Source organism: Tepidimicrobium xylanilyticum, assembly GCF_900106765.1.
Taxonomy (GTDB): Bacteria; Bacillota; Clostridia; order Tissierellales; family Tepidimicrobiaceae; genus Tepidimicrobium; species Tepidimicrobium xylanilyticum.
The window spans coordinates 196,414-221,396 of sequence record NZ_FNNG01000001.1 but is presented as its reverse complement, the minus strand read 5'-3'; the positions used below and the strand labels follow the sequence as shown (position 1 = coordinate 221,396).

Annotated in this window: 24 protein-coding genes and 1 riboswitch; of the genes, 21 read left to right on the top strand and 3 right to left on the bottom strand. The window is 36.2% G+C overall.

The window, feature by feature from the left end; translation table 11 throughout:
- Nucleotides 1-329 precede the first annotated feature (329 nt).
- Nucleotides 330-539: a YbjQ family protein gene (locus BLV68_RS15905; protein WP_327192037.1), complete on the top strand. Its 210-nt coding sequence runs from the start codon at nucleotides 330-332 to the stop codon at nucleotides 537-539.
- Nucleotides 540-683: 144 nt separating this feature from the next.
- Here the strand turns inward: BLV68_RS15905 and BLV68_RS00910 are convergent, their stop codons facing one another.
- Nucleotides 684-1,409 (bottom strand): GntR family transcriptional regulator, encoded by a 726-nt coding sequence (locus BLV68_RS00910; RefSeq protein ID WP_093749933.1) that lies wholly within the window; start codon nucleotides 1,407-1,409, stop codon nucleotides 684-686.
- 424 nt (nucleotides 1,410-1,833) lie between these two features.
- On the opposite strand from BLV68_RS00910, the gene BLV68_RS00905 reads away from it, so the two are divergent.
- The 11 genes from BLV68_RS00905 to add all read left to right on the top strand — a co-directional run bounded on the left by BLV68_RS00905 (nucleotide 1,834) and on the right by add (nucleotide 14,474).
- Complete coding sequence (locus BLV68_RS00905) at nucleotides 1,834-2,604, top strand: 2-phosphosulfolactate phosphatase (RefSeq protein ID WP_093749931.1); 771 nt, start codon at nucleotides 1,834-1,836, stop codon at nucleotides 2,602-2,604.
- A 115-nt stretch (nucleotides 2,605-2,719) separates the two neighbouring features.
- On the top strand, nucleotides 2,720-3,793 hold the full coding sequence (locus BLV68_RS00900) for a BMP family ABC transporter substrate-binding protein (protein ID WP_093749929.1): 1,074 nt from the start codon (nucleotides 2,720-2,722) through the stop codon (nucleotides 3,791-3,793).
- 44 nt (nucleotides 3,794-3,837) lie between these two features.
- Nucleotides 3,838-5,367, top strand: a complete 1,530-nt coding sequence (locus BLV68_RS00895) for an ABC transporter ATP-binding protein (protein ID WP_093750393.1) — start codon at nucleotides 3,838-3,840, stop codon at nucleotides 5,365-5,367.
- Nucleotides 5,364-6,494 carry an ABC transporter permease gene (locus tag BLV68_RS00890; protein ID WP_093749927.1) on the top strand — a complete coding sequence of 377 codons (1,131 nt, stop codon included), beginning with the start codon at nucleotides 5,364-5,366 and terminating at the stop codon, nucleotides 6,492-6,494. Before BLV68_RS00895 ends, BLV68_RS00890 begins: the two co-directional genes overlap by 4 nt.
- Entirely contained in the window at nucleotides 6,478-7,398 is a 921-nt protein-coding gene (locus tag BLV68_RS00885) for an ABC transporter permease (protein ID WP_093749925.1), read from the top strand. The genes BLV68_RS00890 and BLV68_RS00885 overlap by 17 nt, the downstream gene beginning before the upstream one ends.
- Before the next feature lie 36 nt (nucleotides 7,399-7,434).
- A complete protein-coding gene (locus BLV68_RS00880) occupies nucleotides 7,435-8,205 on the top strand; it encodes an MTAP family purine nucleoside phosphorylase (protein ID WP_093749923.1) in 771 nt (256 codons plus the stop codon).
- Between the two features lie 101 nt (nucleotides 8,206-8,306).
- Nucleotides 8,307-9,599, top strand: a complete 1,293-nt coding sequence (locus BLV68_RS00875; RefSeq protein ID WP_093749921.1) for a nickel pincer cofactor-dependent isomerase, group 22 — start codon at nucleotides 8,307-8,309, stop codon at nucleotides 9,597-9,599.
- A 3-nt stretch (nucleotides 9,600-9,602) separates the two neighbouring features.
- Nucleotides 9,603-11,465: an aldehyde ferredoxin oxidoreductase family protein gene (locus BLV68_RS00870; RefSeq protein WP_200773585.1), complete on the top strand. Its 1,863-nt coding sequence runs from the start codon at nucleotides 9,603-9,605 to the stop codon at nucleotides 11,463-11,465.
- 20 nt (nucleotides 11,466-11,485) lie between these two features.
- On the top strand, nucleotides 11,486-11,707 hold the full coding sequence (locus BLV68_RS00865) for a MoaD/ThiS family protein (protein ID WP_234949807.1): 222 nt from the start codon (nucleotides 11,486-11,488) through the stop codon (nucleotides 11,705-11,707).
- Between the two features lie 20 nt (nucleotides 11,708-11,727).
- Nucleotides 11,728-13,386 carry a dihydroxy-acid dehydratase gene (ilvD, locus tag BLV68_RS00860; RefSeq protein WP_093749917.1) on the top strand — a complete coding sequence of 553 codons (1,659 nt, stop codon included), beginning with the start codon at nucleotides 11,728-11,730 and terminating at the stop codon, nucleotides 13,384-13,386.
- A 53-nt stretch (nucleotides 13,387-13,439) separates the two neighbouring features.
- On the top strand, nucleotides 13,440-14,474 hold the full coding sequence (add, locus tag BLV68_RS00855; RefSeq protein ID WP_093749915.1) for an adenosine deaminase: 1,035 nt from the start codon (nucleotides 13,440-13,442) through the stop codon (nucleotides 14,472-14,474).
- Nucleotides 14,475-14,507: 33 nt separating this feature from the next.
- Here the strand turns inward: add and BLV68_RS00850 are convergent, their stop codons facing one another.
- Both BLV68_RS00850 and mtnA read right to left on the bottom strand, forming a co-directional pair.
- Complete coding sequence (locus BLV68_RS00850; protein WP_093749913.1) at nucleotides 14,508-15,080, bottom strand: class II aldolase/adducin family protein; 573 nt, start codon at nucleotides 15,078-15,080, stop codon at nucleotides 14,508-14,510.
- A gap of 20 nt (nucleotides 15,081-15,100) precedes the next feature.
- Nucleotides 15,101-16,165: an S-methyl-5-thioribose-1-phosphate isomerase gene (mtnA, locus tag BLV68_RS00845; protein WP_093749911.1), complete on the bottom strand. Its 1,065-nt coding sequence runs from the start codon at nucleotides 16,163-16,165 to the stop codon at nucleotides 15,101-15,103.
- Nucleotides 16,166-16,573: 408 nt separating this feature from the next.
- Between mtnA and BLV68_RS15615 the strand changes: the two genes are divergently transcribed.
- The 9 genes from BLV68_RS15615 to BLV68_RS00800 all read left to right on the top strand — a co-directional run bounded on the left by BLV68_RS15615 (nucleotide 16,574) and on the right by BLV68_RS00800 (nucleotide 24,977).
- Nucleotides 16,574-16,846 (top strand): hypothetical protein, encoded by a 273-nt coding sequence (locus BLV68_RS15615; RefSeq protein WP_200773584.1) that lies wholly within the window; start codon nucleotides 16,574-16,576, stop codon nucleotides 16,844-16,846.
- Nucleotides 16,843-17,292 carry a peptide-methionine (R)-S-oxide reductase MsrB gene (gene msrB, locus BLV68_RS00835; RefSeq protein ID WP_093749909.1) on the top strand — a complete coding sequence of 150 codons (450 nt, stop codon included), beginning with the start codon at nucleotides 16,843-16,845 and terminating at the stop codon, nucleotides 17,290-17,292. Before BLV68_RS15615 ends, msrB begins: the two co-directional genes overlap by 4 nt.
- Nucleotides 17,293-17,517: 225 nt before the next feature.
- Complete coding sequence (murQ, locus tag BLV68_RS00830) at nucleotides 17,518-18,411, top strand: N-acetylmuramic acid 6-phosphate etherase (RefSeq protein WP_093749907.1); 894 nt, start codon at nucleotides 17,518-17,520, stop codon at nucleotides 18,409-18,411.
- A gap of 18 nt (nucleotides 18,412-18,429) precedes the next feature.
- Nucleotides 18,430-19,854, top strand: a complete 1,425-nt coding sequence (locus tag BLV68_RS00825; RefSeq protein WP_093749905.1) for a PTS transporter subunit EIIC — start codon at nucleotides 18,430-18,432, stop codon at nucleotides 19,852-19,854.
- Nucleotides 19,847-20,899 carry a MupG family TIM beta-alpha barrel fold protein gene (locus tag BLV68_RS00820; RefSeq protein WP_093749903.1) on the top strand — a complete coding sequence of 351 codons (1,053 nt, stop codon included), beginning with the start codon at nucleotides 19,847-19,849 and terminating at the stop codon, nucleotides 20,897-20,899. Before BLV68_RS00825 ends, BLV68_RS00820 begins: the two co-directional genes overlap by 8 nt.
- Before the next feature lie 264 nt (nucleotides 20,900-21,163).
- A complete protein-coding gene (locus BLV68_RS00815) occupies nucleotides 21,164-21,625 on the top strand; it encodes a hypothetical protein (RefSeq protein WP_093749901.1) in 462 nt (153 codons plus the stop codon).
- A 153-nt stretch (nucleotides 21,626-21,778) separates the two neighbouring features.
- Entirely contained in the window at nucleotides 21,779-22,348 is a 570-nt protein-coding gene (locus BLV68_RS00810) for a flavodoxin family protein (RefSeq protein WP_093749899.1), read from the top strand.
- 204 nt (nucleotides 22,349-22,552) lie between these two features.
- On the top strand, nucleotides 22,553-23,914 hold the full coding sequence (gene brnQ / locus BLV68_RS00805; protein WP_093749897.1) for a branched-chain amino acid transport system II carrier protein: 1,362 nt from the start codon (nucleotides 22,553-22,555) through the stop codon (nucleotides 23,912-23,914).
- A gap of 196 nt (nucleotides 23,915-24,110) precedes the next feature.
- Nucleotides 24,111-24,210, top strand: a riboswitch (guanidine-I (ykkC/yxkD leader).
- Between the two features lie 59 nt (nucleotides 24,211-24,269).
- Nucleotides 24,270-24,977, top strand: a complete 708-nt coding sequence (locus BLV68_RS00800; RefSeq protein ID WP_093749895.1) for a B3/B4 domain-containing protein — start codon at nucleotides 24,270-24,272, stop codon at nucleotides 24,975-24,977.
- Nucleotides 24,978-24,983: the final 6 nt, after the last annotated feature.

The following is a 24,983-nucleotide window of genomic DNA, read 5'->3' as shown; positions in this document are numbered from 1 at the left end:
AAAACAATCTATGTTATATTAAAAATATACCCAAGCTGGATTCAATTTCACTATATTTAATTGTAACAGATTATAAAGGATTTTAACATAAAAATATTACATTAGCAATTGACAACTCTTATCAATATACAATTCAGGGAGCACGATTGTTTGGGTCTAGTTCTAGGTTTTTAGTTTTGAGAGGGGGATAGCCATGTGATGGGAAACAGCATATATGTATTAGTAGAAAAAAATAAAGGAAATAAGGGGTGTAGATGATGATCTTAGTAAATACTGATTACATAACGGGTAAGGAATTAGAAACTCTTTCCTAAGTCAAGGGTAGTACCATTCAAACTAAATATATTGGGAAGGATATAGCTCAAGGACTAAAACATTTAGTTGGAGGAGAATTAAAGGCTTATAACGAGATGATGAATGAGGCGAGGGATTTAGCTACCAAGAGGATGGTTGAAGAAGCAAAAGCATTGGGTGCAGATGCCATAATAAATATTCGTTATTCCTCTGCTGAAATTATGCAAGGGGCTGCAGAAGTATAGTCTATGGAACTGCTGTAAAATTCAAATAAATGGAATAGCTCATCTATTATACTGAGCCAAGGAAATATACTTGGCTCAGTATAAACCTCTTGAAAAAACAAAAGTTGTAACCATTGGATTTTACAATGATTAAAACATATGTAGCTAGTCTAAACGTTTTCTAACCACATTAAATTCAAATTTTTTACTTAAAAAATAGCTGTCTGAATATAAAACAGGATCCCCTTTGGCAGTATAATGGACTTGTTGTAATAGCAGTAGCGTTTCTGGTCCATCGAGGGATAACTCGTTTTGAATATGTTTGCTACTTAATACAGCACGTATAGTAGAATTAGAGAATGCAACTCGTTGTCCAAAATTTTGTAAAAAGTTAAAAAGGGACTCATCTTTACTTTCTTGGTATTTTTCATACATGCCATCTATATAGGGAATATAGTCCTCTATGTAGATTACAGGATCGTCATCAGCAGTACGTACCCTTTCAATATATAGTACGTCATCATTTTCCTCTAAATTGAGGATTTTTGAAATAACGGAAGGGGCCTGTCTTTTTTGACAGTATATGCTCTTGGTGCCAGGTTTATAACCATGGTTAACGATTATATTTGTAATGCTTTCCAATACTGCAATATTTGTTTTAATATTTTTACCGTCGTAGATAATAAAGGTACCGACACCATGTCGAGAAACTAGGTATCCTTCGTTTTCCAATGATTTAATAGCCTCTCTAACCGTATTTCGACTGACGCCTAACATTTCTGCTAATTCCTGTTCGGAAGGCAGTTTGCTCATGAATTCAGTATTCTGTTTGATAATATCTAGTATTGCACTTCTAGCTTGACGATATAGGCTGTCTCTTGTAAGTTTCAAATATATTACCTCCCCTTCTTGTATTTTATTATTAACGTCTCTGTGTTATTTTAAAGCCGTATTGTACCCTTTCCAGCATTATCCTACCAAAAAAACCTTAAATCAGATGTATAATACTACATATAGACGACAGTTTTTTCTATTTTAGGCAATTACATTATAGTAATACGTTAAAAGAAAAGTCAAGCAATTGAAGAATTATTTTAATTGCACATTCCTCATTAATTTTTTGAATCTTGAGATAAAAGAAATCTAATTATAAAGGGAAAGGGCTATTGACAATCAAAATACAATATGCTATGCTAAAGGTAGGACGACTGTCATGCAACATGAACCCTTTATATAATTATTATACGCCAATCTAGGTTATCATTTCAAGATTAATCTAGATTGGCCAACAATATGATAGCGAAGGTGGTTATATATGGAGTTTTATGTTTCTTTTATACCTCAAGATTTAAAACACAACTTTTCTTCCGTATGTATTTTCATAGACGTATTGAGAGCAAGTAGCTCTATCGTTAGCCTTTTTGATAAAGGGTGTAAAGAGGTACTGCTTACCGACAGTGAAGAAAAACTTGTTGAGATTAAAAATAGGAACAATTCAAAGGTACTCATATGTTCAGAAAATTTATTGGGAGAAAGGTTGGACATAGCTGATTTTAGCCCATCATTAATCGAGATAAATGTTTTGGGAGATTTGACTGATACTACTGTAGTTATGAAGACTACTAATGGGACTGCAGGGATACATAAATTAATTGAACAAGGTTTTGAACATATTTTTATAGGCAGCATGATGAATTCGAAGCAAGTTGCAACAGAGGCAGTTTCGCTAGCAGCAGAATTAGGTTTCGGGATAAATGTGGTATGCGCTGGCAGAAACAATGGGAAAACCTATACAATAGATGATATATACTGTGCTGCAAAAATTGTCCAATATGCTAAAGATGCCACCAGAAATAATAATATTGAAGCAAAAACTACAGATTCGGTAATAATTGCTGAAAAATTGCTAGCCTCCTATCTTGATATTGCCACAGCATTTGAAGCTTCAGCTAGTGGAAATACAATGAGGAAGATCAATTGCCACCAGGATATTGCTCTATGCGCCAGGGACAATATTACGAAAACGGTTCCAAAGGTGGCAGGAATAAATGATGAGGGTTTGATTGTGATAAAAGTATTTTCCTAATGGCAATACTTTTATATAATCCTAAAAGCAAAGGAGGAATCAAGAAATTAAATTAGAAAACTGGACTTAAAAGCTAAACATAATTTAATTCAATTAAAAGGGGGAAGAGAAAAACATGAAAACCAAATTTAAGTGTTTTTTAATTTCAATGTTAATACTTGCTCTTTTCTTAACCGGTTGCTCTGGTGGCTCCAGTCCGGCAGAATCGGAAAATTCCAAAGAAGATGAAGTTAAAATTGCTATGGTATTAGGTGAAGGTGGTTTAGGAGATTTAGGTTTTAACGATGAGGCCTTTGAGGGATTAGAGACAGCTGCTGAAGATTTTGGAGTTTCATTTGACTATGTAGAGCCAAAGTCTGTAAACGATTTTGAACCCCAGTTAAGAATGTTTGCTGAGTCAGGAGAATATGATCTTGTAATTGCTGTAGGAGCAACACAAGTAGACGCTGTCAAATTAGTAGCATCTGAATTTACAGATCAAAAATTTTCTATAATTGACGTAGTTGTTGAAGGTTATGACAATATTCACTCATCTAGTGCAAGAAATCCGGAACAACATTTCTTATCAGGTGTCTTATCTGGCTTAGTAACTTTAGACGATAGATTACCCTACATTAACGAAGAAAATATACTTGCATTTGCCATTTCTATCGATGCACCAATTCCACGAGAAGCTGCTGCTGGATTCATGGCTGGTGCAAAATACGTCAATCCCGATGTGGAGATTATATATAATTTCATCGGCTCCTATAGGGACCCAGAGAAAGCTAAGGAGATTGCATTAACTGCCTTCGATAGAGGAGCAGACATAATCACCCATAATGCAGGTGCATCAGGTTTGGGCGTGATAGAGGCTGCTAGGGAAAGAGAAAAATATGTTATTGGTACAAGTAGACAATCTGCTGATGTAGATTATAGTTTGGCAGTTTCGGTTAAAAAGACGGAGCAAATGGTGTATAATGAAGTAAAATCAATCGTTGAAGGAACTTGGGAACCTGGAGCATCTGTATATGGCATAGCTGATAATGTGTGCGATTACGATATTTCTGGGTTAAAAGTGGAGATTCCAGAAGACATAATAGAAATAGTGGAAGATATAAAACAAGAGATAATAGATGGAAAATTAGAGCTACCATATAGGATTGAAGATGTGGATGAATGGGCAGCAAAGAACCAATATAAAAAATAACTACATAGGAAAACAAAAAGGGGCAGTCGATGGAGGCATTTGGAATGGAAATAATTAGAATGACCAATATAAGTAAATATTTTCCCAATGTAGTAGCTTTAGATGGTGTGGATTTTTATCTAAATAAAGGTGAAATACTCTCCCTTTTAGGGGAAAACGGTGCGGGGAAGACTACTTTAATGAAAATACTCTATGGAATGATAAGTCCAGATATCGGAGAAATATATTATAAAGGTCAAAAAATAAGTTTTAATCGGCCTTTAGATGCCATCAATATGGGTATAGGCATGGTTCACCAGCATTTTATGTTGGTGCCAGCCTTTACCGTGTTGGAAAACATTGTGGCAGGAGCTGAGCCTCGCAAAGGTGTTTTTCTGGACATGGAAAAAGCTAGGGAAGAAGTAGGGGAACTAATTAGACGTTTTAATTTCAATATATCCCTTGATGATAAGGTGGAAGGGCTTTCAGTAGGCGAACAGCAGAGGGTAGAAATATTAAAAGCACTATACAGAAAAGCAGAGGTTCTAATTTTAGATGAACCTACAGCAGTATTAACACCTACTGAAGTTGGTGAAATATTTGTTATATTAGATGAACTGAGGAAAGAGGGTTGTAGCATTGTCATTATAACCCACAAATTGAAGGAAACATTTGCTATCGCTGATAGGATATCTGTATTAAGGGATGGGAAAATGATTGCTAATAATGTTGACCCTAAAAGCATAACGGAAAACGAACTATCTAAAATGATGGTTGGTAGGGAAATAAATCTAGGTATTAAAAGGCCTACTAAAAATATAGGGGAAGTAAGATTAAGGGTAAGGAATTTAGTTGTTAAAGATGGCAATAGGAATAAGGTAGATAATGTTTCTTTCGATTTGCGTGATGGGGAGATTTTAGGCATTGCTGGTGTAGAAGGAAATGGGCAGACGGAATTGATTGAAGCATTAACTGGCCTAAGGAAGCCTGAGTCAATGGATTTAGAACTAAACGGTAAGAAGTTAGAAGGGGACGCTAATACCTTTTTAAGGAATAGAATTGGACATGTACCAGAGGATAGATTATCCATGGGTTTAGTCAAAGAGATGTCAGTAAAAAACAATCTAATATTAGGCTATCATAGGGAGAAAGATTTTTGCAAAAATATATTTCTCCATGAAAAAGCGATCGAAAAATATGCAGAAGTTTTAAAGGGAAGATATGGGATTAAAGCATCACATATTGAAGATCCTATAAATGCTCTATCTGGAGGCAATCAGCAAAAGGTGGTTATTGCTAGAACCTTTAGCAGAGATCCAGATGTATTAATAGTAGCTCACCCTACTAGAGGCGTTGACGTAGGTGCTATTGAGTATATCCATGGGCAATTGCTAGAACTTAGAGATAGTGGAAAGGCTATATTACTAATATCTGCAGATCTAGATGAAGTCATGGTTTTAAGCGATAGAATATTGGTATTGTACGAAGGTGCTATTGTATACGAATGTCTACAAGGCGAATTAACCGATGTAGAATTGGGGCTATTGATGACTGGGGGAAATTTAGAGATGGCATTGGAGGGAGATAAAATATGAAATATCTCAAAAGGAAGTTTGGATCTGGTTTAGGCTCTTTCAAACTATCATTTTTTGCATTATTGTTTGCCCTATTAACTGGGGGTATAGTAATTGCATTAAGTGGTTATTCACCAGTCGAAACTTACAAGGCAATTATTGTTGGGTCCTTAGGTTCAAAACAGGGAATTATTTTATCTCTCAGCAGTGCCACCCCCTTAATGTTCACTGGCCTAGCATTTGCTACAGCATATAAGGTGAGGATGATAAACATAGGGGTAGAAGGCCAACTCTATTTAGGAGCAATGGCAGGAGCTGTGGTCGGTGCTTATATAACGGGATTGCCTCGTTTAGTCCACATACCCTTAACCCTTTTATCGGGAGCTATTATAGGCGGTTTAATAGGGGTTCTAGTTGTGTTTTTGAAAGTAAAATTTGGGGCAAGTGAAATAATTACTACCATAATGTTAAATGAGATCATAATGTTATTCACTTCATATCTGAGCAGCGGACCATTAAAGCCTGAAGACAGTGTAATACCTCAAACCAATGTCATACTGGAAAGTGCACAATTAACCAGACTAGTGCCTCGTTCTCAATTGAGTTCCGCCATATTTATCGCTATTGCAGTGGCAATTGTGATACATATTCTTATTAAGAAAACGTCTTTAGGATATGAAATACAAGTTACTGGCCTCAATCTAAGAGCTGCAGAAACTGCTGGTATTTCTATAACTAAAATGTATCTGATAACTTTTTTCCTAAGTGGAGCAATAGCTGGGCTATGCGGTTCAAGTTTAGTTATGGGAGTAAATAGAAGATTTGTAGAGGGATTATCGGCTAATTATGGATATAGTGGAATATCCGTAGCAGCGTTAGGAGCTTATAATCCATTATCAATACTGTTCTCAGCAACCCTATTTGGAATATTAAAGTCAGGTGCCATTACATTAAACAGAACGACTTCAGTACCTATAGAATTTGTAGATGCAATACAAGCTGTTGTTGTTGCATATGTGGCTGCACCTCGTTTAATAGAAGCTGTTTTATCATTGAAAGATAGGCTTTCTCCTAAAAAGAAAAAAATTATAAAAAGACAACAGAACTTGGCTGAAGGCGAGGTGGTCAACGATGAAGGAAATATTTAACATTCTAGAAATTATCATTACTTCTACTTTACGCATGTCTGTTCCACTTATATTGGCTTCCACTGGAGCAACTTTTTCCATGCGTTCCGGAGTCAGTGACCTTGGCTGCGAAGGTATGATGATAGGAGGAGCATTTTTTGGTGTTTTAGGATCCTACATTTTTGACAACCCTTGGATAGGCTTATTATTTGCAGCAGTATTTGGAATGCTATTTGCATTACAGCATGCAGTTTTACATGTGACTTTTAAAGTTAATGCCACTTTAAGTGGAATGAGCGTAAATTTGCTATCTGCAGCAGCAGCTACACTTTTGTTGCAGATTATTTGGGAAAGAAACGGAAATTCGCCTAGAGTTAGTGCGTTTTCAAAAATTCAAGCTGACTGGTTAAAAGAGATGCCCATTATTGGAAACATGTTAGCTGAACAAAATATTTTGTTTTATATGTCCCTTGTGATAGTATTGCTGTCCTGGATATATATGTTTAAAACTGCATCTGGTCTTAGATTGAGAATGGTAGGAGAAAATCCACAAGCAGCCAACACAGTTGGGATAAATGTGGTAGCATACAAATATTTCGGAGTATTAATGTGCGGATTACTATGTGGCCTAGGGGGAGCGTATCTATCCCTAGGACAATTGAATATATTTGTAGATGGCATGACTGGAGGCAGAGGCTATATTGCCATAGTTATCAATGCCTTTGGAGGGTTTAGCCCTATAGGTTCACTGTTGGGAAGCCTGTTTTTTGGTTTCTTTGAATCGCTACAGACTATATTTCAAGGGAAACTTATTCCTAGCAATATTGTTAGAATGATGCCTTACATACTCACCATAATAGTATTGTCTATAGGCATTAGAAGCTCCCGAGCCCCTGCTGGTGTAGGGAAATATCATGATGAGTAAAATAGAAAACTATCAAAGAAGGAGAGGGAAGCTATAATGATAGGAATTATTGGAGGAACAGGTTTTTATAGTGTAGATTTATTTGGTAAAGCAGAAACCATTACTGTAGAGACTGAATATGGCCATGTGCAAATGTTTAAAGGGAAATTAAAGGATAGGGATATTCTATTCTTACCTCGCCACGGTGTAGAACATGGCAGATTGGCATTCGAAATAAACCATCATGCCAATATGATGGCCTTTAAACGGATGGGGGTAAACAGGGTAATAGCTACAGTTGCAGCTGGGGGAATTAATCCCAAATATAAATCTGGTGATTTGGTATTATTAGATCAATTTATCGATTTCCATTCTTATCATACTACTTATGGGAAGTTATCATTGGATATGACTGAACCCTATTGTAGTGAGCTAAGGGATATATTCATAAAGGTTGCTGAAGATTTAGATTACCACATGTATCCAACGGGGACTTATGTATCCTTTGATGGGCCACGTTATGAGACTGCTGCAGAAATAAGAGCATTTAAAATATTAGGGGCAGATATGGTAGGGATGACCAATGCACGAGAAGCAGCTTTAGCAAGGGAACTGGGTATTTGCTATTCAGCAGTGGCCATAATAACTAATATGGCAGCAGGATTATCTGAAGATGAACCAGATTTAGAAACCCATAGAAGCGTTGTAAAAGAGAATAATGAAAAACTGCAAAACTTGCTTTGCAAAGTAGCACTAGAGATTCCTGAAAAACGTTCTTGTCGTTGCCAAGAATTATATGATAGAGCAGTAGCTGCAAGGAGTAAATAAACTTAACAATTATTTTTAGTTGGTTTCAAACCAACTAAATCTTTTTGTAGACTTTTGTGTTTGTAAGCTGTGATGAATCAATATTTTAATGGGAGGCCACCATGGACATAGTTAGCAAACTATTAGAGGACGTCCCTATACCAAGGGTCATAAAAGCTAAGCAGATATTTCCAAGGATTAGAGTGGAAGATATTTCAAAAGAACTTTATAACCAGCTTACGGATAAAGGGCTTTTATCCAATGTCAAACCGGGACAGAGGATAGCCATAACAGCAGGCAGCAGAGGCATAGCCAATTTGCCTTTAATGATGAAAGAACTGGTAACTTATATCAGGGCTCAAAGGGCATATCCTTTCATTATCCCGGCTATGGGTAGCCACGGAGGGGCTACTGCAGATGGACAAGTCAATTTATTGAACAAGATGGGTATCAGTGAAGAATATATTAAAGCGCCAATTAAATCCTCTATGGAAGTAGATTTGATTGGGCATACGGAAGATGGGGTACCTGTCTTCGTTGATAGATATGCCAATGAGGCTGATGGGATAGTAGTCATCAATAGGATTAAACTTCACACCTCTTTTAGAGGAGAATACGAAAGCGGACTAATGAAGATGATGGCAATAGGTTTGGGGAAACAGAAAGGTGCAGAAACCTGTCATAGATTGGGTTTTGGTACTATGGCTAAAAATGTGCCTGCCATTGGGAGGGTGGTTATAGAGAAGAAGAACATTGTATTTGCAATAGGCATAATAGAAAATGCTTACGATGAGACTGCTAAAATAATCGCTTTAAGTAAAGATGAAATAGAAAGCAAAGAGCCATCTTTATTGAAAGAAGCAAAGGCCTTGATGGGCAAAATAAATTTTGATCAGTTAGATGTATTGATAATTGAGGAGATAGGTAAGGATATTAGTGGCACTGGTATGGATACCAATGTAATAGGTAGATACCATACTCCATATGCCTACGGAGGTCCTAAAATAACTAGAATTGCAGTACTCAATTTAACCCATAGAACCCAGGGCAATGCTAATGGGATAGGTATAGTAGATTTTACGACGGAAAAGGTGTTTAAAAGCATGGAATGGGGACAAACTTATCCTAATGCCATAACTTCCACAGTACCTGATAGCGTTAAAATTCCAATGGTTTTAAAAAATGATAGGGAAGCTATCCAAGCTGCCATAAAAACTTCGAATATAGAGAATAAAGAAAATGTAAGGCTTGCCATCATTAAAAACACTAGAGATTTAGATGAAATTTTCATATCTGAAAGTTTAATCGAAGAAGCTAAGTTAAAAGAGGACATTGAATTAATAGGAGAGATCAAAGATATCTCATTTGATTTTAAAGGCAATATTACTCTTTTTTCCAAGGCACAGGAGGTGTAATTCGTGTTAGGAGGATATACTGGTAAAGTTTTAAACATAGATTTAACCACTGGGAATATAGAAATAGAAAAATATCCGGACAGGATGCTTAGGAAGTATTTAGGAGCTAGTGGAATAGCGGCTAAGATATTGTACGATAGAACCGATGAAAATACCGATCCACTAGGGCCAGAAAATCACCTTATATATATGACTGGCCCCTTTACAGGAACTAGAGTACCATCGTCGGGGAGGCATGAGATAACTGCCAAATCTCCTTTAACTGGTATATTTGGTGAAGGTGATGTAGGTGGTACCTGGGGTGTAAATCTGAAGAGAGCGGGTTATGATGGGATAATAATACACGGAAAGGCGGAAAAGCCCGTGTATATATTGGTAGAAGAAGGACAGGTTAGCATATTAGATGGTGAACATCTGTGGGGCCTAGATACTATAGAAGTGGATGAAAAACTTAAGGAAACACATGGTCCCAAGACTGTAACATCTTGTATTGGTCCAGCAGGGGAGAAGCAAGTATTAATAGCTAGCATAATGCACGATGGCAAAGATGCAAGGGCTGTAGGTAGGGCAGGCCTTGGGGCTGTAATGGGTTCAAAGAATTTAAAGGCCATAGCGGTAATTGGTAGCGGGAAAGTGGATGTAGCCGATGAAGAGGGATTAAAGGAATGCCTGAAAAAATCATTACCCAAAATTATTGCCAACACTCAAAGCTTGAAACAATTAGGTACTGCTGGTGGCGCTGTGATGGCTGAAAAATGGGGGGATATACCAGTTAAAAACTGGAGTAGAGGTGATTGGGAATCAATCAAGAATATTTCTGGGGAAAAGATGGCCAAAACCATTCTGAAGAAAAGATACTTTTGTGGCAGTTGCCCCATAGGTTGTGGAAGGGATATTGAAATAAAAGAAGGTCCATACAAGGGAGTAAGTGGTGCAGGACCTGAGTATGAAACCATAGGCCTCCTAGGTTCCAACTGTATGGTGGATGATTTAGAGGCTATAGCCTATGCCAATGAACTGTGCAACAGGCTGGGGATAGATAGCATATCTACAGGTAGTGCTATAGCATTTGCTATGGAACTTTATGAACGTGGAATAATTGATGAAAGGGATACTGATGGAGTGAAACTCGATTGGGGAAATGGAGAAGCTATGATAGAAATGGTCAAAAAGATTGGCAGTAAAGAAGGTATAGGTGAGCTTCTGGGTAAAGGAGTTAAAAGAGCTTCTGAGGAGATAGGCGGAATAGCGCCTGAATTTGCAGTCCATGTAAAGGGACTGGAATTACCTGCTCATGATCCAAGAGCCATGAGCAGCCTTGCAGTAGGGTATGCTACAAGCAACAGAGGAGCGTGCCATTTACATGCTGGTGGATTTTATTTTGAAAAAGGTGTAACTATGCCTGAATTGGGATATACAGAAATGCAGGACAGATTGAGTTCAGAAGGAAAAGGACAGCTTACATTCCATTCTCAAAATATAATGTGTATATTAGACTCTTTAAAACTCTGTAAAATGTTACTATTTGGGAAAGTTACATTAACTGAAATAGTAGAATGGATTAAGTATACCATAGGTTGGGATGACTTCACTGTAGAGGAACTTTTAATGGCAGGAGAAAGGATATTCAATCTTCAAAGGCTATACAATGTAGAATATTGTTCTATTAGCAGGAAGGACGATGTACTGCCTCCAAGAATACTATCTCAACCAAGATTAGATAGGGGAACTGGCGATTACTTGCCTCCTCTAGGGAAAATGCTATACGAATATTATCAAATAAGAGGTTGGACGATGGAGGGCATACCTTCTGAGGAAAAGATAAAGGAACTGGACTTAGATGATAGGCATGTACCGTTGATTTAAGGCAGGTGATGGATTTGGTAGTGGAAGTTAAGGTCCATTCAAGTTTCATCCATAGTCCAATAGCGGGATTTAAAGGGAAAAAGTCCATAGCTTTCGGATGTAAAGGTGAGGATTTGGTTAAGATGCTTGGAATAGATAAGGATTACTGCTTTCTCATGATAAATGGAAGATTGGGACATATGGATTATTTATTAAAAGATGGCGATAAGGTTGAGATATTTCCTGTAATAATTGGGGGTTAAATTGTAATGGAGGAGATTATATGGAAGCGAGAAGGAGTAGCAAACTATTTGATGGAGTTGCTGGAGCATATCCGCGAAGTTTGTACAAATCCATGGGATTTCAGGATAGGGATTTTTCTAAACCTTTAATTGGAATTGTCAACTCTTGGGCAGAGACTAACCCTGGACACTACCATTTGAGGGAACTGAGCAAATATGTTAAAAATGGGATATGGGTTAACGGAGGTATACCAGTAGAATTTAATACTATAGCTCCTTGCGATGGAATAGCCCAAGGAAAAGGGATGCATAGTATATTGCCCAGCAGGGATATAATATGTGCATCTATAGAGCTAATGGTGGAGGCAAATCAGTTTGACGGGTTGGTAATGCTATGTTCATGTGATAAAATAGTGCCTGGTATGTTAATGGCTGCCGCCTCTTTAGACCTGCCCACCATTTTTGTTACAGGAGGGCCTATGGAGCCTTTCAATCACAATGGGACAGACCTAATACTAAGCGATGTCAAAGAAGCTATGGGCCAGTATAAAGCAGGGCTTATATCAGAAGAAGAGTTTCAACTGATAGAGGATAATACATGCCAGACCTGTGGTGCTTGTGGAATGATGGGAACTGCTAATACTATGGGAACGGCTGTGGAAGCAGTAGGTTTATCATTGCCTGGTTGTGGAACTATTAGTGCTGTTGCTTCCTCAAGATTGAGGCTGGCCAGAATGTCTGGCGAAAGGATAGTAGACATGGTGAGGGAGGATCTTAGAATTTCTAAAATACTTACCAAGGAAAATCTAATCAATATGATAAAATATGTTTTAGCTATAGGGGGCTCATCCAATGCGGTGCTTCATATACCTGCTATAGCTAAACAATTGGGTATAGACTTGGCCATGGATGTATTTGATGAATTAAGCTCAACGACCCCCTTATTGGCCAAGTTTAAACCTGCCTCACCATATACATTGAAGGATTTTCATCAAGTGGGAGGAGTACAAGCTTTACTTAAAGTTTTGTCACCTCTTTTGGTTACCGATATAATAACTGTAACAGGTAAAACTATTGCTGAAAATATTAAGGATGTACCTTTGGTGGAAAACGAAATAATCTATTCCATGGATAAACCTTTAGCCAAAGAAGGTGGAATAGCAGTATTAAAAGGGAATTTGGCCCCCTTAGGAGCGGTGGTTAAACAAAGTGGTGTATCGGAAAAGATGATGGTACATCGAGGCCCTGCTAAAGTTGCAAATAGTGAAGAAGAGGTAAGGGATATGTTGATGGAAGGTAGAGTTAAGGAGAGAGACGTATTAGTAATTCGATACGAAGGTCCAAAGGGCGGGCCCGGAATGAGAGAATTGTCCATTCCAGCTGCATTGTTAGTGGGTATGGGTTTGGGTGATTCAGTGGCGTTAATCACCGATGGCAGGTTTTCCGGAGCCACTAGAGGTCCTTGCATAGGATATGTTACACCGGAGGCAGCAGATGGAGGGCCTTTAGCAATAGTAGAGGACGGGGATATAGTATATATAGATATTCCCAATAGGGTTATAAATATTGAAATTTCCGATGAGGAGATTGAAAATAGATTAAAAAATTGGACTTACCAACCTAAAGATAATTTGAAGGGATTTTTGAAAATATACCATAAATATGTAACGTCAGCTAGAGAAGGAGCAACAATATATTAGAGGGTTATATGGGCTAAAAATATTTATTTTACTATAATATTGGGAGTGGTAAAGTGGTAGATTATAGTTTATTGAAAAGACTACCCAAAGTAGATCTGCATTGTCATCTCAGTGGAAGCGTTAGGCCAGCTACCATTATGGAGATAGCTTTGGAAGAAGGGTTAGAAGTGCCATCTAAAGATATGGGAATATTTACAAAGAACATACAAGTATCTGGCAATTGTCAATCTTTAAAAGACTATCTAACAAAATTCGATTTACCATTAAAGGTTATGCAAAAGCAGAAACACCTTTATAGGATTACTTATGAATTGTTGGAAGATTTATGGGAGCAAAACATAAAATATGTGGAAATCCGAATTGCACCATATTTACATATGGAGCAGGGGTTGGATTTTCATCAAATATTGGAAAGCGTATTAAACGCAATGGATAGGGCAAGAAAGAATCTAGGTATATATTCCAATTTAATATTAATATGTATGAGGAATCATAGCCCGGAAATTAGTTTAAATATAGTTAAAGAAGGCCATAAATATGTTGGGAAAGGTGTTGTGGCAATCGATTTGGCTGGCAATGAGATAGACTTTTCCCCAGAGTTACATAAAGAAGCATTCCAATGGGCTGGTAATCTGGGCTTGAGAAAAACAGTACATGCTGGTGAAGTTGGGATTGCTGAAAATATCATAACCGCGGTTAAAGAGCTAGGTGCTGAAAGGATTGGTCATGGTGTATATGCTTTTTTAAAGGAGGATGTTTGTCAATTTATAAAGGATAGGGGTATACCTTTGGAAATGTGTATAACCAGCAATGTGCAAACGGGGGCTGTTGAAGGGTACAAAGCTCATCCCATTAAAAAGTATTTAGACCGAGGTATGAAAGTAACTATTAATACCGATAATCTAACGGTTTCCGATACTACACTGGAACAAGAATATAAGAAAGCAATAGAGTTTTTAGATTTTAATTATGGGGATTTGATACGGGTTATACAAAATGGAATTGAATTTTCTTTTGCAGATGAGGGAGAAAAAGAAAGATTAAAAGAGGTTATTAATAGGGAATTAGAATCATTAAATTTAAAATAGGCCGCATATCAATATATGCGGCCTATTTTAAATTTAGAGTTTACTGAATAAAGCTATTTTTGCTGTATCCTCCAGCATTTCAGCTAAATAGAACGCTTGATAGAAATCCTTGCCCACGGTGATAATACCATGTTCTTTCATGAGGATCCCAACTCGCTGTGGATCTTTAAACTGTTCTATCACCATATAGGCTAGTTCTTCAGAACCGGAGGGAGCAGTGCCAATGGTGGGTACGTGCTTTAGATAAGCTTTAGCATGGTTGGTCACCATTGGCAAGCTGTCATGGTTAGCAGCTATTGCAGTTGCAAAAGGGGGGTGCACATGTATAACTGCATTTACATCTGGTCGGACTTTGTATATGCCTGCGTGGAAACGCCATTCTTTTGATATTTGTTTGCTTCCAGCTACTATATTTCCATCTAAATTGATTAGTACTACATCTGAAGGAGTCATATCGCTGAAGGCAGAACCAGAAGCTTTAATCAAAATTTGATTACTGTTTGGTATTCTACAACTGATATTTCCTCCGGTAGCCGTGATCAGATTCTTATCATAACATCTTCTGCTGATGTTTACCAATTCTTCTTTAAGCAATTGTATATCCATAGTATTACCTCCAAAATATCCTAAATATCTCTAGAAATTTCAAATAGTTTCTTTTCATAGGGGGGAGTAAAAACTCCAGCTTCGGTGATAATAGATGTAATATATCTATTTGGGGTAATATCAAACCCGGGATAGAGAGCTTCAACACCTTCTACGCTTATATTTTTACCATCTATATAGAGGACTTCAGAACCATTTCTAAACTCTATTTCAATTTCTTTACCTGTTCTATTCCTAGGTTCTACATTATATTTAGAAGTTGAAATATGGAAAGGAATATTATTATCATGAGCAGCTAAGGCTAATAAATAGGTGCCAATCTTGTTAGCTGTATCTCCATTTAATGCAATTCTGTCGGATCCAGTTATAATCCTATTGACTAAATTCTTTTGAATAATGGCACCAGCCATATTGTCGGATATCAATTTCACTGGAATGCCAAACTTTTTCAATTCCCATGCAGTAATTCTAGCGCCTTGGAAATATGGTCTAGTTTCGCAGGAGATAACAGATATATCTTTTCCTTGTTCTACAGCAGTTCTAAATATGGAAAGTGTTCTTCCGCCAAATCCAAATCCAGCTACTCCACCAGCGTGGCAGATGGTCATAATGGTTTCACCATCGCTAATCAATTTGGCACCATTCTTTCCAATCTGCCTTTCTACTTCCAATTGTTTTTCCATAATATCCACACTAAGTTTCTGCACCTCAACTAATGCTTCATCTGGCTTTAGTCCTTTTAGACTAGTAATTAAATTGCTCACCGTCTTATGCATATTTACTGCAGTAGGTCTAGTGCTTATTAAAAGATTTCCTATCGCTTCCAATCTGTCTAATTTTCCTTTGGAGTTAAAAACCTCTATTAGTACTCCATAAATACCAGCCAGAGCAATGGCACCTGAACCTCTGATAACCATATCTTTGATAGCTTGTGCTATCTCTTCTGCAGTTCTTAATTCTATGTATTCTTCTTTAGGAAGTTTCAACTGATTAAGCATTACAATTTTTCTGTCATCGTACCAAGCTGGCATAATCAAATTGTAGTCTTGAAGTTTTTCAATATATGATTTAATAATTGCATCCATAGCTTCACATCCTATCTGAAAAATTATAATAAATTGACAAGATAAAGCTAGAACGACAGACGTCCTACCTCTAGTTTATACTTATATACTTAAATTGTCAATACTTAAATCAACTTATCTTTTATATAGTATTCATGGATTTTAAAGCTCAAATTCTATTTAGGTTAAATCTTAAAATATTCCGTTTTGAATCCCCATTTTAGAGTATAAATGATGATAACAGAAGACAAAGAAATTATGGGAGGAAATCATATGAATGGTTGTTAAAATGACGGATAAGGTAAGTTGGGTAGAAAAATAGATTAGGAGTTAAGGCGTTTCCATGGAGATTAATATTCAACTCATAGAGGTTCTTCTTATAATTCTTATCTAATAAGGGACGAAAGTACTGTACTAATCGATACGGTATTGGAACCCTTTGTAGATGAGTTTGTTGAGAATTTAAAAAAGGAAATAGACCATAGTGGAGCTTTACTTTTGTTGATGGAAGAGATTCTGGATAGGCCTATTTACTGCAGTCTTAATGGAGCTAAGAACTTAAAAGCCCATTTCCATAGGGATTGGAATTTTGTAGAAGTTAAAACTGAAGATGAATTGGAGATTGGAAAGATAAAAGTTTATAATAGCATGGGTGTTAAAGGGTATACTACATATAGAGAAAGATTCGAGGTGATTCTATGAAAAAATATAAAAAGCCCTGCAAAGAGGAATTAAAGAAGAGGTTAACTCCTATTCAATGTAAGGTTACCCAAGAGAATGGAACGGAAAGGCCATTTGGTAATGAGTACTGGGATCATGAAGAGGAAGGAATATATGTGGATATAGTAAGTGGAGAGCCTTTATTTTCTTCAAAGGATAAATATGATGCAGGCTGTGGTTGGCCTAGTTTTACTAAGCCAATAGATAAGGAATTTATAAAAGAGAAATTAGATACCAGCCACGGTATGATAAGAACTGAAGTAAGAAGCACATATGCAGATTCCCACCTTGGCCATGTATTTCCCGATGGACCAAGGGATAAAGGTGGATTAAGATATTGTATTAACAGTGCTGCCTTAAGATTTATCAAAAAAGAGGATATGGAAAAGGAAGGCTATGGTGAGTATTTGGAGTTATTTGATGGATAATAATCATACGATATGAACGAACTTTTATGACTCTGCTATTAGTAGGGTCATTTTATGTTTAATTTCATATGATTATAAGAAATAAAATCGGGTAGAATTATAAATAATAACAGATTTGAATATTATTAACAAATGAAAACTAATTATTAGGCTATCATATAGGATTTTCGAAAATCAAGTGGAAAGTTATTTATAGCAATAGTCGTTTTTGGAAGGGGAGATTAAATGTTAGATTTAAGTAAGATGTCCACTGAGCAGATCAATGAAAGGACTCAGGATTTGGACATCCTGCCTATCAGGGAAGCATTGGAGATTATGAACGAGGAAGACCAGAAGGTAGCAATAGCTGTAAAAAAAGAAATTCCTCAGATAGAAAAGGCTGTAAAGGCAGTAATAGAGACCTTTAATAATAGTGGCAGGCTCATATACGTAGGGGCAGGAACCAGTGGCCGTTTAGGGGTTTTAGATGCAGTAGAATGTCCTCCAACCTTTGGGACTCCACCGGAGATGGTACAGGGTTTGATTGCAGGAGGAGAAGAAGCTTTTGTAAAAGCTATTGAGGGAGCAGAAGACAGCATGGAATTGGGAGCAGATGACCTAAAAAATATAGGATTGAATTCAAAGGATATAGTAGTTGGCATTGCAGCCAGTGGCAGAACTCCCTATGTAAAAGGAGCTCTTAACTATGCTAAGGAAATAGGTTGTAAAACTGTAGCTATTGCTTGTAACAAAAACTCTGAAATAGGAGCAATAGCGGATATAGCAATTGAGGTGGTGGTAGGACCGGAAGTTCTGGCTGGTTCCACTAGGCTTAAGGCAGGTACAGCTCAGAAATTGGTGCTTAATATGATTTCCACCATATCCATGGTAGGCCTTGGAAAGGCATATAAAAACCTTATGGTGGATGTACAGCTAAATAATATTAAATTACAAAGTAGAGCAGAAAACATTGTTGTGGTCGCCACAGGTGTGGATAGGAAAATAGCAAGAGAAACCCTTGAAAAGGCTGGTGGCAGTGTAAAATTAGCAATTACAATGATTCTATTAAACTGTGATAGAGAAGAAGCCGAGAAAAAATTGGCTGAAGCCAATGGACATATTAGAAAGATTATAACTTAAAAAGAAAGAGGTGTAAATATGGCTAAAAATAAGGAATTAGCTAAAAAGATACTCGAGTTGGTTGGTGGCGAAGAGAACATAATTACCGTAACCAACTGTATGACAAGGCTCCGTATTAATGTAAAAGATACGGAGAGGGTAAAAATGGAGGATTTAAGGAACACGGAAGGTGTACTAGGGGTTACAGGTACCGATGCACTACAGGTAGTAGTTGGACCAGGTACCGCTAAGAAACTAGCAGATATATTTGCAGATGAATTTGGATTTGAAGTTGACACTCAAGTAGAAGAAGATTGGCAGGAGACCAAAGCAGATATTAAAGCAAAACAGAAGAAAGGACCTATTAAAGCAGGGCTGGAAACTATTGCAGGTATCTTTATTCCTCTTATTCCTGCCATTATACCAGCAGGTATATTCAATGGATTTGCATCCTTAATAAGTACACTACAAAATAACGGGAATTTACCTACTAATACTTTCTGGAATTTCATTCAGTTGATGTTTGCTCTAACAGGAGCAGCTTTCTTAGGCTATTTTGCTATATATACGGGAGTCAATGCCGCTAAAAGATTTGGAGCAACGGAAGCATTAGGTGGAATGATTGGGGCCATGACTATTGGAGCACAGATTAACAACATTTCTCAATTATTTGGATTATATGATGCAGAAGTGCCTTTAAATTCGATCCTTACTACAGGAAAAGGTGGAATCATAGGTGTAATCTTTGGAGTATATCTACTTTCCAAGATTGAGAAGAGAGTAAGAAAAATCGTACCAGACGTATTGGACATAATTCTTACTCCCCTTATAACACTGTTAATTACAGGATTGGCTTTAGTACTGATTATAATGCCTGTATCTGGTTTTATTTCCGATGGACTTGTAAAAGTTCTAAGTATCTTTATAAGTTCTGATAACACAATTGTAAATATTATATCTGGTTATATACTATCAGCAGTATTCTTACCAATGGTTCTGCTGGGATTACACCATGGACTAATTCCAATTTATGCCATCCAATTAGAATCAATGGGAGGAGTATCCTTATTCCCAGTACTTGCTATGGCAGGAGCTGGCCAAGTAGGGGCAGCCATAGCTATATATTTTAAAGCCAAAAGGGTTAATAACCAGAGGTTGCAGTCGGTAATTGCGGGAGCACTGCCAGCAGGAGTTCTGGGAATTGGAGAACCATTAATTTATGGAGTAACTCTTCCATTAGGAAAGCCCTTCATTACAGCAGGCTTAGGAGCAGGCTTTGGAGGAGCATATGTTATGGCATCTAAGGTATTGGCCACTGCCTGGGGGCCATCGGGTCTAGTAGCCATCCCCCTTATGCAACCTGATTCCATGCTAAACTATTTCCTGGGAATACTCATTTCCTATATAGGTGGATTTATCATAACCAATATATTCATAAGAACTTCGGATGTAGACAATGCTTAATAGATTTGGTTTATCAGTCTATTTATCCACCTTCGATATTCAAAAGGAAATGTTAGAACAATATGTAGGAAGTGGATACTTTGTATTCACTTCTTTCCATATGCAGGAGGAGTTTAATAGCATGGAGGATTATTTCCAAAAGGCAGTGAAAATGTGTAAATGGCTTAATGAAAGGAATTTTAAAATAATTGGAGATGTGTCGTCGAAAACTCTGGAATTCTTTAAATATCATTCCATAGTGGAATTTGCTAAGGATATGGGGATTGACATTTTACGTTTAGATTATGGTTTTAGCCAAGAGGAAATTTTAGAAATTGCTAAAGAATATCCAATATCTTTTAATCCTTCAACGGAAGATGAGGTTATGGCTAAGAAGATTTTGGATATTAGCACTATTGTTTATGGGCTACACAACTTTTATCCTAGACCCGAGACGGGACTAGATCCAGAGGATTTTTATATAATAAATGATGGGCTTAAAAAATTGGGGATAAAAACTTTAGCCTTTATTCCAGGGGATGAGATGAAACGAGGTCCTATATATGAAGGACTGCCAACTTTAGAAAAACATAGGAAGATTTCTCCATATGTGGCCTTTTTAGATTTAGTTGTAAATTATGGGGTCGATGCGGTATTTGTTGGGGATGTTAAAATATCTAAATTTGAAGGAAAGCTAATTACCGACTATATTAAGGAAGGAATTATAAACATTCCCGTAAAATTTTTACCTGAGTATGAATATCTGTACGATAAAGTATTTACCATTAGGCCTGACTCACCAAGGAGCTTAATGCGCCTGCAGGAGTCTAGGGAATATGGTACCCCTGGAGAATTAAAGGAGCCCTTTAACTGTATACCTAGAAAAAGAGGTTCTATTACCATGGACAATATAAAATACAAGAGGTACTCTGGGGAAATTCAAATATTAAGACAAAACTTTTCTCGAGACGATAGAGTAAATGTAATAGGAAAGGTCCATGACGATTATTTGGATATCATGGAATGTATAAAGAATAGGGATAAAATTAAATTTATAAAACTATAGGGAACTAAAGGCTTAGTTCCCCTTACCTCTTCAAACCATATCTTTTGTTATTCATCAATATGTTCAACACCAACTGATAGGCTAGGAGTCCATTTTATTTACAGAAGAAAATGTACAAGCAATGGAGCTTATGAAGTCAATTGGCACTAAGCAAATTAACCTGGATAGGAAAAATTGCATAATAGATGATTGTTTTATTTGGAATAAAAGGCATGTTGTTTTATAATATATAGTAACTTGGGGCAAGAAATAGGAGGGAAGTTAATGAAATATAATATAATGTTTATGGTCCGTAAAAAGGATTTTGCTAACAATATGGCACCGATTTTAGATAGTTATGAATGGTGGGTAGATTTAGTCAAAAAAGCTCTTGAAAATGCAGATGAATTTGAAATGAGGCTATGGGAAGATGACTTAGAAGGTATCAAATCTGGAGAAAAGTTTGGGGAAAAAGTACCTAACAATGAAACAAAGGAAATAGTTTATAAGGGGAAAATGGTTTCTGAATTAAAAGAAGAGATTTTAACAAATTTTTTGACTGAAGAAGGATATATAAAATGGTTTACATTAACTTTAATAAGAGAAAATGAAGATATTTTTACTAGTGAACACTATGGAGATGAAACGTATATTTTGGTACATACAATGGAACAAGTACAAGCTGTTCGAAATTGGGCTAAGAATTATCCGACAATATGCAGAGTAGATGTTTTTGAATACGAATAATTCGAAAATTTAAAAGAAGGATTTTATAAATAAAGGTAGAATATGTAATATGGGACTTCCGCTTGCAAGGTAAATCCATATTGGCTTATAGCCTTACTATTTGCAAGCAGTTGAAGCTACAGTATTATATTCGATGAAGAGGAGAGAATCAAAATGAAAGCTCTAGGAATAGTTTTTAGCTCAAGAGCTAATGGTAACTGTTCAAATGCCATAAAATATTGTTTAAATAAAATGAAGAATAAGGGTTATGAAATTGAAACACTGAATATATTTGAATATGAGATTCAGGGCTGCGGAAATTGTAATTATATCTGCTTTAACAGCGGAGAGTGCGTTAAAGAAGATGACATATACAAATTATATAATAGGTGTTTTGAGGCAGACAAGATAATATTTGCTATCCCAACATTTTGCGGCCATTTAACCTCCCAGTATTTTAAATTTTGGGAAAGGTCGCAATCCTTGTTTAAGGATGAAGAAGAATGTGAGAATATTTTTTTGAAGAAAATTAATTTAATCATCATAGGCAATTTATCTTCTGGGGGAGATATGGCTGTTCATGAAGCACTATATGGCTTTATAAATAGAAGATTTTATCCTGAAGTTGTATTGTTATCTTCAGAAGATTATAATACAAGTTCTATAAAAGGGAATTTAGTTGAATTTAGCGGGATAAGGGATAGATTAGATAATTTTGTAGAGAAAATAGTAAGCAAAAGTTAATGCAAGGGAAGGGATAAAAAGAAAAGAAATCTGTTAAGAAAGCAGACTCCACACATAATAGTTATTCATAAGGTCCCCACTTCTAAATGCAAATAGAGGTGGGGAAATTTTATTTACAAGACTGCTAAAATATAATATAATTGAATATAAAAATTTCAAAAAATCGCCAAACCATACACTATAAAACATCAGAGGAGGACAACAATGAAAACGAAACTTACTTTTAAAGAAACCTTACTAGTAGGATCCTTACTATTTGGATTATTTTTTGGTGCTGGGAATTTGATTTTCCCAGTACAATTAGGGCAAATGGCAGGAAGCAATACTTTACAAGCAACAATTGGATTTTTAATTACAGGTGTGGGACTCCCAATGCTAGGAATTATTGCATCAGCAATTTCACAAAGTGATAGTTTATTTTATATGGCTAAACCTGTTAATAAAGGTTATGCTATTTTTTTTACCTGTGCTTTGTATTTGACAATTGGTCCACTGTTTGCTATCCCACGTACTGCTACAGTTGCTTTTGAAGTAGGTCTCCGCCCTTTTATATCGGAAGATTATTTGAGTATAGGACTATTAATTTTTTCGTTTATTTTCTTTGCTATTACCCTTTATTTTTCACTAAAGCCTGGAAGAATTATAGATTGGATAGGGAAATATCTCAATCCTATTTTTTTAATACTTCTATCTGTTTTGTTAATAGCTACATTTGTTAATCCCATGGGACAAATTAATCAGCATAGCCCCCAGGGCAAATATGTTACTGAACCATTATTTACTGGATTGTTGGATGGATACAATACTATGGACGCTTTAGCATCTTTGGCTTTTGCAATTATTATTATTTCTAATGTTAGAAAGCTGGGTATAAAAAACCCAAGTTCAATTGCCATTGAAACCTTTAAATCAGGTTTAATAAGTGTTGTTGGTATGGCTGTTATTTATGCCTCATTAGCCTACATGGGAGCCACAAGTTTAGGCAGTTTAAGCCCTGCTGATAATGGCGGAATCATTCTATCTATGGTAAGCAATTACTATTATGGATTTGTTGGGCAAGTTCTATTAGCAGCAATAGTATCTGCTGCCTGTTTAAAAACTGCTATTGGCCTGATTACTTCCTGTGCAGAAATGTTCGGTGAAATGTTTCCAAAATCAATTGATTATAACAAGTATACTATTGTATTTACGCTAGTTTCATTTGTAATTGCTAACTTTGGATTAAATAATATAGTTCAGCTATCTGTGCCAGTGCTCATGTTTCTTTATCCATTGGCAATTACCTTAATTACATTGTCATTGTTAAATCCATTTATTCATAAGGAAAGAATTATATATAGATGGACAACTGCTTTAACAATTATGGCAGCATTTTTTGATTTATGTAAAGCCTTACCAAAACCTTTGCAGAATAATTTAATTATAAAAAATATTGTTAACTTTGCTCATTCATATCTAACTGGATTTGATTATGGGTTTGGATGGATAATACCAGCATTTTGTGGTTTTATCATTGGGTTAATTATTTGGAAAATTAAAGAAAAACTGAATTTTAGCTCTACTTAAATAGTAGGACCTCGATTACATTGGTTCAGTTATGTAGAGTAGATGTTCTCAAATACAAATAGCTGGGACATAATGTATATTATGGAAGTTGCCTTGTTTATATAGTCTATATAAAAATGGTTCAAATAGTTGATTTTCTTATGATATTATGTTATAATTGTCTACAATCTAAACTTGGAAGTAACAATTTAATATATATTAAGTTTTCTAGGGTTCCGCAGCTTATAGCTGGCTGGTCCGAGAGAAAACGCACAGTATAAATACTGTGTTCACGGAAGGATAAAAGCCTGAGAGATATTTAATAATATTTCTTAAGGCTTTTTTATTTTAAATATGTAATTTGGGAGGAATCTAAATGAAAAAATTTATCATTGAAGATTCTTTTTGGGAAATGTTCCCAAACGCTAAAATTGGAGTTGTTATCTGTCGAAGCATTGATAATAGAGTAAAAGATAGAGAAAAGTATGTAGAAATGATTTCAAAGGCAGAAAAGGAAGCATTAAGATATTTGCAAGATGATGAATTTAGCAATAATCCTGTAGTAAAGGTTTGGAGAGAAGCATTTAAGAAATTTAAGACGAAAAAAGGGGCCAGGTCATCTATAGAGGCATTGTTAAAGAGGGTTTATAAGGGGAACCATATAGGAAATATCAATCCGCTAGTTGACATTTATAACTCTATTTCTTTAAAGTATGCATTACCATGTGGTGGTGAGGACATAGACAAGTTTGTAAGCAATATAAGGTTGACTACAGCTATTGGTAATGAGGAATTTATTCCACTTGGGGCAGATGAGAATTTACCACCATATGAGGGTGAAATAGTTTATAAGGATGATAAAGGGGCAATTTGCAGATGCTGGAACTGGCGTGAAGCAGTAAGGACAATGCTTACAGAAGATACGACTAATGCTTTTTTATGTATTGAACTGATTGATGAAAGTAGATTGAAAGAATTTGAGAGTGCATTAGAGGACTTGTCAAAATTGGTACAGGACAATTTAGGTGGGACTAACAGGATTTCAATTTTAGATATTAACCACAAAGAAATAACCATAGATTAGGTTAGG